This window comes from Collinsella tanakaei (assembly GCF_030373545.1).
Classification (GTDB): domain Bacteria; phylum Actinomycetota; class Coriobacteriia; order Coriobacteriales; family Coriobacteriaceae; genus Collinsella; species Collinsella tanakaei_C.
The window spans coordinates 258,041-271,788 of the sequence record NZ_JAUDCO010000004.1 but is presented as its reverse complement, the minus strand read 5'-3'; the positions used below and the strand labels follow the sequence as shown (position 1 = coordinate 271,788).

10 protein-coding genes, 1 tRNA gene and 1 rRNA gene are annotated in these 13,748 nt (G+C 64.3%); all 12 read right to left on the bottom strand.

The features are described 5' to 3' along the window. Window positions 1-74 (bottom strand): 16S ribosomal RNA (locus QUW00_RS05310); the annotation flags it as partial. 533 nt (window positions 75-607) lie between these two features. Beyond that, on the bottom strand, window positions 608-967 hold the full coding sequence (gene rplT / locus QUW00_RS05305; protein ID WP_289613347.1) for a 50S ribosomal protein L20: 360 nt from the start codon (window positions 965-967) through the stop codon (window positions 608-610). A 55-nt stretch (window positions 968-1,022) separates the two neighbouring features. Beyond that, on the bottom strand, window positions 1,023-1,220 hold the full coding sequence (gene rpmI / locus QUW00_RS05300; RefSeq protein ID WP_085830656.1) for a 50S ribosomal protein L35: 198 nt from the start codon (window positions 1,218-1,220) through the stop codon (window positions 1,023-1,025). Window positions 1,221-1,249: 29 nt separating this feature from the next. After that, window positions 1,250-1,840, bottom strand: coding sequence for a translation initiation factor IF-3 (gene infC, locus QUW00_RS05295; protein WP_289613346.1), 591 nt, complete (start codon window positions 1,838-1,840; stop codon window positions 1,250-1,252). Window positions 1,841-2,086: 246 nt separating this feature from the next. Further along, entirely contained in the window at window positions 2,087-2,428 is a 342-nt protein-coding gene (locus QUW00_RS05290; RefSeq protein ID WP_289613345.1) for an arsenate reductase family protein, read from the bottom strand. 435 nt (window positions 2,429-2,863) lie between these two features. Then, window positions 2,864-2,950, bottom strand: a tRNA-Leu gene (locus QUW00_RS05285). 36 nt (window positions 2,951-2,986) lie between these two features. After that, the gene (locus QUW00_RS05280) at window positions 2,987-4,411 is read right to left on the bottom strand and encodes a transglutaminase-like domain-containing protein (RefSeq protein ID WP_289613344.1); all 1,425 of its coding nucleotides are present in this window, start codon (window positions 4,409-4,411) and stop codon (window positions 2,987-2,989) included. Window positions 4,412-4,693: 282 nt separating this feature from the next. After that, window positions 4,694-5,560: a class II fructose-1,6-bisphosphate aldolase gene (gene fba, locus QUW00_RS05275; RefSeq protein ID WP_289613343.1), complete on the bottom strand. Its 867-nt coding sequence runs from the start codon at window positions 5,558-5,560 to the stop codon at window positions 4,694-4,696. Between the two features lie 149 nt (window positions 5,561-5,709). Continuing rightward, window positions 5,710-6,390 (bottom strand): hypothetical protein, encoded by a 681-nt coding sequence (locus QUW00_RS05270; protein ID WP_289613342.1) that lies wholly within the window; start codon window positions 6,388-6,390, stop codon window positions 5,710-5,712. Between the two features lie 304 nt (window positions 6,391-6,694). Then, window positions 6,695-7,402 (bottom strand): MBL fold metallo-hydrolase, encoded by a 708-nt coding sequence (locus tag QUW00_RS05265; protein WP_289613341.1) that lies wholly within the window; start codon window positions 7,400-7,402, stop codon window positions 6,695-6,697. A gap of 489 nt (window positions 7,403-7,891) precedes the next feature. Next, window positions 7,892-10,189, bottom strand: a complete 2,298-nt coding sequence (locus QUW00_RS05260; protein ID WP_436232156.1) for a RelA/SpoT family protein — start codon at window positions 10,187-10,189, stop codon at window positions 7,892-7,894. Window positions 10,190-10,287: 98 nt separating this feature from the next. Next, window positions 10,288-13,611, bottom strand: a complete 3,324-nt coding sequence (gene recJ, locus QUW00_RS05255; RefSeq protein ID WP_289613339.1) for a single-stranded-DNA-specific exonuclease RecJ — start codon at window positions 13,609-13,611, stop codon at window positions 10,288-10,290. Between the last annotated feature and the right edge of the window lie 137 nt (window positions 13,612-13,748).

Sequence of the window (13,748 nt, the reverse complement as noted above, 5' to 3'; positions counted from 1 at the left end):
GGGTGCCGTTCGACTTGCATGTGTTAGGCGCGCCGCCAGCGTTCATCCTGAGCCAGGATCGAACTCTCCGTCCAATTGAAGACCCGCGCGAGCGGGTCTGATCGGTCGCAGTGCCCGTCCGGCCGGCGTGACGCCGATCGGATCCATCTGATTCGCGTTCGTTCGTACTGGAAAGTGATGTGGAATCGCGGGGCCTGGCGCTCAAGCCAGACCTCACTTCTTCGCTCATCTGCTTGGTACACGATCGCACCTCGATGGGTGCTCGTCTTCCCTAAGTTCCTCGCAGTATCCGGTTCTCAAGGTGCCCGCCGGCGCGGACCCGGCCGCGCGGCAAGGAGATATATTGCCAGACGCGGGGGCCGGCGGGGGCGGGAATCCAGACATACACATTTCCTCCACATTTAACTCAACTATATAATTAGTTGCGCGCGTGAGAACGGTCTCCCGTTTTGCAATGCGGACGTTCTGCGTAAGCAAGCTCCGGGGCTCCCCACCCCATTTGCATTCTTTGCACTCCCCTGGCGAAAGCCCTCATCGTGCACAGCTCGCTATACAAAACGGGGCGCCCGCAGGCGCCCCGTGATGCAATGCTTTTCAGCTTGAGACCTTACGCCTCGAGCGCCTTCTTGGCGATGGCGGCGAGCTCGTTGAAGGACTCGATGTCCTCGTAGGCCATCTGAGCGAGGACCTTGCGGTCCAGGTCGATGCCGGCGACCTTCAGGCCGTGCATGAACTGGGAGTAGGAAAGGTCGTTCATGCGGGCGGCAGCGTTGATGCGGGTGATCCACAGGCTGCGGATCTCGCGCTTCTTGTTGCGACGGTCACGGTACTGGTACTGCAGGGAGTGCTGGACCTGCTCTTTAGCGTGCTTGTAGGTACGCGAAGCGGCACCGTAGTAACCCTTCGCGCGGCTCATTACGGTGCGGCGCTTCTTCCTGGCGTTCACAGAGCGCTTGACTCGTGCCATATCTGATCAACTCCTCGTCGTAAGTGTTCTTAGGAAAACGGATGGTGCTCGTCGATTAACGACCAGCGAGGCGTGCGGTAACGACCTTCTTGTCGGCAGCGGCGATCTCGCCCTCCTGGCGGAAGTTGCGCTTGCGCTTGGTCGTCTTCTTGGTCAGGATGTGGCTCTTGAACGCCTTGGCGCGCATGAGCTTGCCCGTACCGGTGCGGCGGAAACGCTTCTTGGTGCCGCTGTGGGACTTCATCTTAGGCATGTGCTTCTCCTTAATCGGTTCCTACAACACTAGTTCTTAGCTGCGTCCTCTTTGCCCTCTTCGTTATCGAAGGCGCCCTTGATGGGGGCAAGGAGCATAAGCATGTTTCGTCCTTCGAGCTTGGGAGCGGACTCGACCGTCGCGTACGGCTTCAGGTCCTGAGCGAGGCGCTCCAAAACGTTGAGACCCTGCTCGGGGTGGGCCATCTCGCGTCCACGGAACATGATGGTGATCTTGACGCGCGCGCCCTTCTTAAGGAAGCGCAGAACGTGGCCCTTCTTGGTCTCGTAGTCGCCCACGTCGATCTTGGGACGGAACTTCATCTCCTTGACCTCGACGCGAGACTGGTTCTTACGAGCCTGCTTGGCCTTCATGGCCTGCTGGTACTTGAACTTGCCGTAGTCCATGACCCTGCACACGGGGGGCTCAGCGTTGGGCGCGATCTCCACCAGGTCAAGACCCTGCTCATCGGCGACGCGCTGGGCATCGCGAATGCCGAACAGACCCAGCTGGGAACCGTCGACACCGATCAGGCGGCACGTGGTCGCGGTGATCTCCCCGTTGATACGGGTATCGTCATGATGCTTAGCTATTGTCCCAACCTCCTTCGTAGCGGACAAAACAAAAACCCGAATGCCTACAGGAAGCATCCGGGTACACGGTTCGGATCCACAGGGGCATACGCCCCCAGGCGATACGTTGTACGACCAGACAGCAACCCATGGGCGCCGAAAGGTGGGGGCCATATGCCCCACTTTCAGGCGCTGCTCATCACAGCGCAGCGGCTATAGTACCACAACTCCTCCGCATTCGATTCGCTTCACGGTTTCACCATGATGGTTGTATGGGGGTGCTCGTCACCGTCGCTATTCCCACGACTTCCAGACATCCGGCTCGTAACCGACGGTCGCCCGGCTGCCGTTCCGCACGATCGGCTCGCGAAGCACCTGCTGGTTCTCGAGCAGCTTATCGAACTTCTGGCTCTCGGCGAGATAGGTGATGAGGGCGACGGTATCTTGATCTTTTGCCTTGGGATCAACAGCGGCATCGATGCCTCCGACCGCGCGCAGCACGCTTTGGAGCTCACCTTTGCTCATCTCTTTCTCTTTCAGGTCGATGAACTGGAACTTGATGCGACGCTCCTTGAAGTAGCGCTGCGCCTTTTTGGTGTCAAAACTCTTCTTGGTGCCGAAGATCTGGATATTCATGGGCCCTCACCTGCCATCGGTCGATGCTGTTCAATCGAGACCCAAGCTTATCTGCTGCATGGCGCGATTGCTGCCTCGAAATCCATCTACCGGATAAGAGGATACCGCCGGCAGGGTTCTTTGCCCCGAAAAAGCCCCGAGGCGAGACTCGAAGCGTGCGCCTGCGGCGCCCGCATGCTCCGGGCGCCTACGGCGCGGACCCCCGGGCGCGGGGACGGATGGGCGCATCGCCGACATGGCAGAGAAGCCCGAGGCGAGACTCGAAGCGTGCGCCTGCGGCGCCCGCATGCTCCGGGTGCCTACGGCACCCTTCGCCGCTCGCTGGGAAATGCTCACGCATTTCCACAGTCTCGCGCGCTCTCGCGAGTTCGAGTCTCGCCTGTATAGCGCATCAAAACGAAAGGGCCCCATCGCTGGAGCCCTCACTGTTCTCTATGGTGCCCGAGGCGAGACTCGAACTCGCACGATGTCGCCACCGGTGGATTTTGAGTCCACTGCGTCTGCCAATTCCGCCACTCGGGCACAGCACGCGGACTATAGTAGCATACGGCGCCGCGCTTACACCTCGTGCATTTCGATAAGCTCGATACTGCGGAGCATTTCGTTCTCATCGCACCCGCGGCCCTCTACGCTTGACTCGCCCATCTGGTTGTCGAAGGGGTCGCAGCGCACACCGTTGCAGGCGGGCGTCAATTCAGCCTGATAGCGAGAGTTCGCCACCATGCGCCATGGATCGAGATTGCCGAAGTAGTGCAGGCGGCGTGCCTCGTTGCCCTCACGCCGTGCCGAAGAGCCGAACGAGCAATCCGCCCACAGCCAGCCGAACTCGTCGGTATAAAACATCGCCCAGTCATGCGGGCCGACGTAATCGGGAGACACGTACAAGCCGGACTGCCAGCGCGCGGGAATGCCCGCGATACGGCACATGGTGATAAACGTGAGCGCCATGACGCCGCAATCGCCGCGCAGCGACTTCGCGCAATGGTCCGGGATGCAGTCGAGCTGCGCATAGGAAGGCTGATAGCGGTAGTCCACATTTTGGGTGATGTAGTCGTAGATGGCACGCGCCTGGTCGATCGGGCGCTCGATGTCGCCGACGACGCGCGCGGTCAGCGTGCACAGATACGGCGTAAACACGATATGGGGCGCAAGCTCAGCGAGGTCGTCATCGACAACCGCATCGTCTGCCACGACATGTTCCGCGGGAGCCGGCGCGCAGGTGTCAACATACGGTGCGTGGATGCGGTAGCGGTAGCTCGCCTCAAAGGCGTGAGATTCCCTCGAGCCCCAAAACGCCGTGCGCGCGGGCGCGTCCTCTTTGGCGACGAGCACGCCGGGAGTCCAATCGTAGACGTCGATAGCGGACTGCTGGGGACAGGCCGCCGGCACCGGCAGCCACGCGCGCAGCATCTCGCCCGGCGTCGCCCCAGGGATATCGATGGACGCCTTCAGCGAAATCTCGCAGGTCAGGCCACCCTGCTCATGCATGCGCGCAAGCATGGCGTCACGAAGCTCGAGATCGCGAGACTCGTCCTTCTTGAGTCCGGGCACCTCAGACGGATACACGCGCAGCGAATCGAGGAAGTTGTCGAGGAAGCGCTGCTCGCTCTCGATGAAGCGCCAATCGATACGCTTGCGCGCAATGAGGTCGTCGAGCTGCTCCTCGGTAAACTCCGGCCACTCGGTGCGGATGGCAGCAAGCGCCTCGGCGCGCGTCACGCAAAACTGCTGAGCCAACCTGCCCATGCGATGACGCTCGACACGCAGGCACGCCGCAAGCTCCGGCGTAACGTCGCCCTTCAGCAACTCGTCGCACGCACGAATCGCCTCGCCGAGGTACCCCGCCTGCTTGAGCCGTTCAATCTCGGCAGGCAAGCCCACGACCAGAAAGCGATAATCGTCGTTGGAAACCTCGTCGGCGCACCCGACCGGCCCTTCCACAACAAGCTTGCCTTCCTCAGGCAACGTGGTCTTAACCGTCATCTCTCCCCCTTGTATCCATTGCCGATGGGCCAGGGTCGACAACCCCGAACCATCCCGATTCTACCCCCAACACTCCTGGGCGCGAAGCGCAGCGCAGCGTCAACGACCCCGATTCCCGCCCAGCTTCGCCCGCTCTTCCATCAAGTCGAAACGCCCGGCCCCGTAAACGCAGGAAAGCCCCGGAGGGCTTCCCTAAGCGCGCAATCCCGCAGCCGCGAAGCGGCGAGGACGCGCGCGTGGGAACCCTCCGGGGCTTTCCGAACAGGCACGGGAGAGCAGGCGTTACGCCTTGTTCACAGAGCCGAACTCCTCCATGAGCTCCTTGGTGCGCTCGACGATGGCGTCGCGGCCGGGCTTCAGCAGCTTGCGGGGGTCATAGCCCTTGCCCTGCTGATCCTTGCCGGCCTCGATGTAACCGCGCGTGGCAGCGGCGAAGACGAGCTGCAGGTCGGTGTTGACGTTGATCTTGGAGACGCCCATGGAGATGGCCTTCTGGATCTGGTCGACGGGGATGCCGGTGCCGCCGTGGAGCACGAGCGGCAGGTCGCCGACCTCGGCCTTGATCTCGGCGAGGCGATCGAAGGACAGGCCAGCCCAGTCAGCCGGATACACGCCGTGGATGTTGCCGATGCCGCAGGCGAGGAAGTCGACGCCCAGGTCGGCAATCTGCTTGCACTCAGCAGGATCAGCCAGCTCGCCGTTGGAGGCGACGCCGTCCTCAACGCCGCCGATGCCGCCGACCTCGGCCTCGATGGAGATGCCCTTGGAGTGGGCGAGCTCCACAAGCTCCTTGGTGCGGTCGAGGTTGATCTGGAAGGTCTCCTCGTGGGAGCCGTCGTACATGATGGAGGTGAAGCCGGCCTCGATGCACTTGAAGCAGTCCTCATACGAACCGTGATCGAGATGCAGGGCGACCGGAACGGTGATGTTCAGGGCCTCGACAGCCGCCTTGACCATGTCGGCGCAGACCTTGTAGCCGCCCATCCACTTGGCGGCACCGCCGGTGCACTGCATGATGAGCGGGGACTTGGCCTCTTCGGCGGCCTGAAGGATGGAAAGGGTCCACTCGAGATTGTTGGTGTTGAAGGCGCCGAGCGCGTAGTGACCAGCCTCGGCGTTCTTGAGCATCTCTGCTGCGTTGACGAGCATGGAAAACCTCCCTGTAGGTTTGCTCTGATACTTCGCCATAGTCTACCACTCGATGGACAGGCATCAGCCACCAAATGCACGGATGAGCCATGGAGGTAACAAACCGGGGCGAGGATGTCGCACACGGCATATATGCACCGACCCGACCGTCAGGCTGCACGCCCCCGCACGCGAGCGCTCTTGTGATAGCGTCCATCGATTCCCAGAATATCGCGTAGCAGCCTCAGATAGAAACTCGCATGCTCCGCCTCCGGCTTGCACAGGTAATCCTCCGGATGCATCTCCCCCGGACCATCGATGGCGTTTTCCTGGGCGGGCACGTGATCATAGAGGTACACCTGCCCCACCGGCTGCCACGTGCCCCGCACGCGTGCGATCCTCACGGCAACGGTCCCTGCGCCCCAATGCTCCATCGCGCAGATGTGGGGATCGAGTACGTCGTATCTGCAGTCGGTCCGCACATCCCGCAGGACCGTCATGCCGCTCGCCACATCCTTGTCGCATATCGCGAAACGCGAGAACACCTGGCTCGCAACGACGGCGCGCAGGATATCCGCGAGCCCCTCTGGAGCATCCTGCGGCGGGTCGTCGCGCAGGATCTGCAAGGGCGTCTTCCCTCGACGAAGCGGTCGCTCGAACAGCACCCACTCGGTAAAGCACATGCTGACCGAGGCGACCTCGTCGGGCGTCAGGCATTCCTGGTAGTAGAACGCCGGATCGACGAAGGCGACAAACTCCTCGTTCGCCTCGTTCAGAAACGTCCACTTCCGTTTGATCCAGTAGTCCGCGACATAGCGCATCGCCTGCTGAACATCCTCGAACCCATCCATGACGCCACCTTTCGCATCGATCCGGCTTCATCCCAAGGCTATCGTCCAGCTGGCTTTCAGCGCGTCTGATGAGAAAGATTTTTGCAGGTCGTCCGACATATATCGCATAAAACCCGACGGCCGTCCAACACGGCTCCCTTGCACTTCCGACATCTGCTGGCAGCGACCGTCGGCGCGCAGCGGCACGGCGCCGCGGCACGCACGGCGACCCTAAAAACAACACGGGGCATCGCCTTGAAACGGCAATGCCCCTTCACAACGCGTCCATGATGGCGGAAGCTCGCCTGCTTTGGCAGCAACCCCGTCAGTACCCCAAGCTGAGCGCGCGGCGAACGAACTCGTTGTTCTCGAGCTCGACGGCAACCGTCGTGGAACCGTTGTGCCCGGGAAGACAGCGCGTGTCGTCGGGGAGAATCCTGAACATGTGGGCGAGCGAGTGCATGATCGTCCGCTCGTCGCCCCCCTCGAGATCCGTGCGCCCGTGGCTGCCCGGAAACAGCGTGTCGCCGCAGAAGGCGATGTCCCCGCCCTCGGTGGCGGCAAACAGCACGATGCCTCCCGGCGTATGGCCCGGCGTTGCGATGACCTGGAGGCAGACATCGCCGAACTCCACCGTATCGCCCTCATGGAGGAGGCGATCGGGCTCGGGCGGCGCCGGGGTGTCGATCCCCCAGTTTGCCCGCAGCCATCCCACATGGCGGCGCGCCGTGTCGGCATCCGCCTCGGCGATAACAAAGGGAACCTCATCGCCCAGCACGCGACGAAGGCCCGCCACGCCACCGGTATGATCGGCATGCCCATGCGTGCACACGAGCGCGGTGACGCGCACGCCGGGATGGTATGCAGTGAAATGGCGCGCGAGCTCCTCGCCATCCCACGCCGGATCGATAATCACCGCCTCATCGCCCGAGGCGACGAAGTAGGTGTTCGTCTGAATGGGACCGTTGACCACGCATTCGACAGACAGCGATCCGCGTGCCGTAAGGTCAAGGGAAAACTCGCTGTTCTCCATACCGTTCCTTTCCGACGGGCGCACGAGACGGTGCGCCCAGCAATTGAGCAGTAGCCATCAGATGCTCCGCCGCCCGCAGACATCCCCGGCGTCCGCGGGCGCCTGAAAGCCGAGGGCGCACGCCTTGGCGCAACGCCAGACAATTATAGGACGAGACCGGGTGCCCCCATCGACCTCAGGCCTTCCCAGATGCCCCAGATCGCCGCGAAAGCCGAGGGCGCACGCCTAACACGCGGCGCCGAAGACTCGAGGAGCAAGTTGGATACCCCCATCCCTTCCAGGCCTCCCCAGGTGCCTGAGGTTGCCCCGAAAGCCGAGGGCGCACGCCTAGCGTGCGGCGCCCGAAGGCTTGAGCGGCGAGGTGGGGTGCCTCATCCCCTTCAGGCCTCCCCAGGCGCCCGAGGTTGCCCCGAAAGCCGAGGGCGCACGCCTAGCGTGCGGCGCCCGAAGGCTTGAGGGGCAAGATCGGGTGCCTGGGGAGGCCTGAGGCTAGGCGCGGCGCTTCATGGTGATATTCCCCTCGCCCGGCATGAGGCGGCGCACATCGTAGACGCTCTCCACCGACGAGATCGCGGAGAACAGCGGCTCCAGACCGCTTGCATCGGAGATCTCGACCAGGAAGCGCAAGGTCGCGCCGCCCTCGCGATCGGTCGCGGTCGCAGCGGACAGGATGTTGCCGCCCGCGTCGCCGATGGCGATGGTCACGTCCTTGAGCAGTCCCATGCGGTCCAGGCACTCGACCACGATCTCGACCTGGAACAGGGCGTCTGCGCCGCGATCCCATGCGACCTCGATCATGCGCTCGGGATGCTCCATGAGGCCTTTCACGTTGGGGCAGTTGGCACGATGCACCGACACGCCGCGGCCGCGGGTGATGAAGCCGACGATATCGTCGCCAAACACCGGGTTGCAGCAATGGGCCAGACGCACAAGCAGACCCTTGCTCGCCTCGCCCTTGACCATGACGCCCGAATTGGACTTGGACGAGGAGCGCGGACGGCGGTTCGACCCGCGCGCCGGCTGGGCCTCGTCCTCCGCCTCGGGCCTCTTGACGGGTGCCTCGGGCTTGGGGTCCAAGATCTGCTGGACCTTGTTGCCCACCATGCGCACGGCGAGCTTGCCCCCGCCGATCGCGGCGAACACGTCGTCGATCTGCTTGAAGTTGAGCTGCTCGGCCACGGTGTTGAGCGCGCGCGTCGTGCGCTGCGTGGAGATACCGTAGCCGCGCTTGCGCAGATCGCGTGCGAGCATATCGCGGCCGGCGGTCGCGTTGTCGTCCTTCGTGACCGCGGCGAAGTAGCGCTTGATCTTGGAGCGCGCCGACGGGGTGCGCACGATGTTCAGCCAGTCGTGCGAGGGCCGCGACGCCTTGTTGGTCATGATCTCGACGCGGTCGCCGGTCGCAAGCTCGTGCGTCAGCGGCGCCATGACGCCGTTGACCTTGGCGCCGACGCAGTGGTTGCCCACCTCGGTGTGAACGGCGTAGGCGAAATCGAGGGGTGTCGCCCCGGCGCGCAGGCTCATGACCTCGCCCTTGGGCGTGAACACGAAGATCTCGGTATCGTAGAGATCGGCCTTGAGGGTGTGCAGGAACTCCTTGGCATCGTCGATGTCGTCGGAGGCGGCCCAGTCCAGCGAGTGCTTGAGCATGTTGATCTGGTCGTCCAGGCGCTGCGCCTCGTTGGATTTGGCAGCCGACGAGCCGCCCGAGCGCTTGTAGAGCCAGTGCGCGGCGATACCGTACTCGGCCTGCTCGTGCATCTCGTAGGTGCGAATCTGAATCTCGAGCGGGCGCGCGGTAGGACCGATGACCGTCGTGTGCAGCGACTGGTAGTTGTTGAGCTTGGGCATGGCGATGTAGTCCTTGAAGCGCCCCGGCATGGGATGCCACAGGGTGTGCACGGCGCCGAGCGCCGAGTAGCAATCGCCCACCGAGCCGGTGATGACGCGCAGCGCCACGAGGTCGTAGATCTCGGAGAACTCCTTGCCCTTGCGCTTCATCTTCTGATAGATGGACCAATAGTGCTTGGAGCGGCCGTTGATCTGGTAGCCGGTGATTCCCACCCGCTTCAGCTCGTCGTCGAGCGTCTTGATGGTCTCGGCCAGGAAGCGCTCGCGCACCTCGCGGCTCTCGGCGACCATGCGCGCGATGCGCTGGTAGGCCTCGGGCTCGAGATAGAAAAACGAAAGGTCCTCGAGCTCCCACTTGATCGAGGAAATGCCCAGGCGGTCGGCCAGCGGCGCATAGACGTCCATGGTCTCGCGCGCCTTGAACAACCGGCGATCCTCGCGCAGCGCCGCGAGCGTCCGCATGTTGTGCAGGCGGTCGGCGAGCTTGACGATGACCACGCGGATGTCGCGGCTCATCGCAAGGAACATCTTGCGCAGGTTGAGCGCCTGTTTTTCGTCCATCGTGTCGACGTCGATGTTGGTGAGCTTGGTGACGCCGTCCACGAGCTCGGCAACCGTCTCGCCGAAGATATCCGTCACGTCGGCAAGCGAGGTCTCGGTGTCCTCAACCGTGTCGTGCAGAAGAGCCGCGCACACCACGTCGCAATCCATATTGAGCTCGGCCAAGATGATGGCGACCTCGACGGGATGGTTGATGTACATCTCGCCGCTGCGGCGCTTTTGCTTGGCGTGCTTCTCGGCGGCGAAACAGTACGCCCGCTCGACCTTGACCTGGTCGGCCTCGCCCATGTACTTGCGGCAGAGCCCGGCGAGCTTGTCGTAGTTGTCCGCCATGATCTCGTAGGGCAGATCGTCCGCATGGGTGTAATGCGCCATCGATGCGGTGGGCTGAAGCGACCCCTCCTGATTGGTGTGCACGTGCGACTGCGATCCGGTCGCCTTGTTCGACACAGCGGTATCCATGGTGTCCCCCCCTACCCGATATATGGTGCGATGGGTCTGTTCACTCGATTCAGCATATCAGAAGCCGAAGCGGTGAGCGCCCAGCCCTTGAACGCCGAAAACTCCATGCGCGCATGGATTCCCTCAAGGTAGCGCACGGAGGAAGCGAGGTCGACCTTTCCCGGATGCTCGCTCATCGCGATTCGGCGAGCGGCGCCCGTCGAGGCAACCTGAGCGAACCCGAGTTCCTCGAATACGGCCAGGCCGCAGGAGACGGCGCGCTCCTCCACGGGGCTGCGGGCATCGATCGCCAGACACATCTGCGCGATATCCAGATCGCTGGCCGAAAAACTCGTCTCGCCCGTCCGCGAGCGGTTGGCGCGCCACATGGTCTGCAGGGCCCGGTACAGCGTCACCAGCTCTTCGCGCTTCGGGGCCGACGCGTCGAGCAGGCGCTCGTTGATGCGCGCGTCGCGCGCGGAATAGAGCAGATGGATGCTCGCGGGACGGCCGTCGCGGCCGGCGCGGCCGCTCATCTGGTTGAACTCGATCGACCCGAACGGCATGTGGTACAGCACGACGTGCCTGATATCGGGCAGGTTGACGCCCTCGCCAAACGCCGATGTCGATACGATGCAGGAAAGGGAACCCGCGCGGAATGCCTCCTCCACACGGCGGCGCACGTCGCGGGTCAGACCGGCATGGTAAAACGCAATGGACGGCGCAAGCTCGGGAACGCGACGGCGCAGGACCTGCGCGAGCGAGCGCGCCTGGTCGCGCGAGTTGACGTAGACCACGCACTTCTCCCCGGTCGCCACGATGGAGACGAGGCGGTTCTCCCTGCTGGCAAGGTCGCGCTCGTCCTCGAGGGCGAGGTTCTCACGGATATGGTCATCGATCACCGTGCGGCCGATGGGCAGGATACGGCGAATCTCGGCGCATATACGCTCATCGGCGGTGGCGGTGGCGGCAAAGACGACCGGGTTTCCCAGCGCGGCAAGTATCTCGGGAAGGTCGAGATAGGCGGTGCGCTCGCCCCCGCGGGCAAGGCCCGCGTGATGGGCCTCGTCCACGACCGCGAAGCCGATTCGACCGGCGGTGGCGAAGCGCGCGCGGTTGATCGCCAGGAACTCGGGCGTGGTGAGCACGACGTCGACCCCACCCGCAGCAAGACGCGAAAACGCCGCATCGCGCTCAGGCGATGCCGTCTCGCCGGTCAGGACCGTTGCACGCAGCCCCAGGCTCGCAAAGGCCGACGCGATGTGGAACGACTGGTCGGTCACGAGCGCACGCAACGGATAGATAAACACGCTCGCGCGGTGGCGCACAAGCGCCTCGCGGGCGGCATGGACCTGGAAGATAAGCGACTTGCCGCGTCCCGTACCCATGACGGCCAGCACGCCCTCGCCCTGCGCGAGGGCCTCCAGCGCCTCGACCTGGGCGGGATGCGGGCTCGCGGCACCAATGAACGCATGGACAAGCGAGCGCGTCAGCTCATCGTAGGACAGCTGCGAGAGCAGGGAGCGGCGAGCTGCATCCGGCTGCGGCTCGTCATGGCGCCGACGGGAGACATCGGCCGCATCGGCATCATCCGCAGCATCCAGAGCGTCAAGCGGCGCGCCCTCATGCGATGCGGTGCCGTCCTCGCAGGCATGGCAGAGGATATCTTTGACCATAAGCTTGGGTTTCACCCGGCCCTGCCAGTGCTCGGCGACCGCCTCGAACACGAGGTCGACCACCGAGTCGCAGGACACCTGCCGCTCGATATCGGGTACGCGGAACATGATGGCGGCGACGCTCGATGCGCCATCGGTCGCGGTGAAGCGCATGTGCTCGCCGCACTTGCCCACCGCCGCACGGTCGCACATGGTCACGCCCGTCGCCGCGAGCAGCGGCACCTTGTTGCCCTGCCCAAACGGCTCCAAGGCGGATATCTGCTCGATCGTGTCGATATCGAGCTCGGACAGCGAGGCGATGGCGGCGACCTCACGCGTGTCCTCAAAATCTTCCTCGGGAAGCGCCGCGAGGACCTCGGCCAGGCGCGCACGCAGCGCGTCGAGCTTATCGGCCTCCACGGTGACGCCGACCGCCCCGGCGTGGCCGCCGAACCGGATGAGCAGATCGGAGCACTGCTCGACCGCATCGAAGAGGTTGACCGAACCGACCGAACGGCCCGACCCGCGCGCGATGCCGTCGGATATGGAGAATAGCAGCGTCGGAACGTGATAGCGGCCGGCAAGACGGCTTGCGACGATGCCCTTGACGCCCTCATGCCAGCCCTCGCCGCCGACGACGATCACGCGACTCCCATCGTAGGTGCGCTCGACGAGCTCCATGGCCTCCTCGGCGAGCGCCCCCTCGATATCGCGGCGCTCCTGGTTGATCCGCTCGAGCTCGGCCGCCAGGCGCCCCGCCTCGACGGGGTCGGTCTGCAGCAGCAGGTCGAGCGCGAGCGTCGGGTCCGCCATACGGCCGGCGGAGTTCAGGCGCGGGATGAGGGAGAACGACAGCGCGTCGGCGGTGATCGTGGACAGGTCGACGCGCGCGAGCGCCGCCAGGGCGACATAGCCGGGGCGTGCGCTGGAGCGCATGCAGGCGATGCCGTCAGCGACGAGCGCACGGTTCTCGGGGGTCAGCGGCATCATATCCGAAACCGTGCCGAGCGCCGCGACCTCGGTATAGGAGCGCCAGAGGTCGGGGATGCCGCGCCGCGTGCCCAGCATATGGACGAGCTTGAGGGCAACACCCGCCCCGGCGAGCTCGCGGCTGGGGCTTTCGGCGGCAAGCTTCGGGTCGGCGACCGGCACGCCCTGCGGCACGAGGTCCGCCGGCTCGTGATGGTCCGTCACGGCGACGTCTATGCCCATCGCCGTAAGCGCCGCAACCTCCTCGCGTGCGGCGATACCGTTGTCGACCGTGATGACGAGCGAAGGGCGGCACGCCTCCACCACGCGCTCGAGCGCGATCTCGCTGAGGCCGTACCCCTCGTCGAAGCGATGTGGAATGAACGGATGGACCGTCCCGCCGAGTTCGCGAAGCGCCTCGGTCAAAAGGCAGGTCGACGTGATGCCGTCGACGTCGAAATCGCCGAACACCGCGATGGACTCATGGGCGTCGAGCGCCGCCTCCACGCGGTCGGCGACGTCCGACAGGCCGGGGATGATCGCGGGATCGGCCCAGTCGCGCTCAAGCGAGGGCGTGAGGAACAGGCGACCATCCTCGACCGTCCTGATGCCGCGGGCAACCATGATGCGGGCAACGAGGGGCGCCACGCCGAGTCCGCGTGCAAGCTCCTGCTCGATTGCGGGGTCGCTCGGGGCAAGCGCCCAGCGACGCGTGGTCTTAAGCGATGCCATGGCACACCGCCTTGGCCGGAAGATGGAGCACGCTTGCGGGGCGCACGCGGCGCCAGGCGCACGCGGCGCGCACGGAGTGCATTCTATGCATAGGGCACGTCCTTGGATGTGGGTCCGCTGCGGCGGACCGTGCTGTT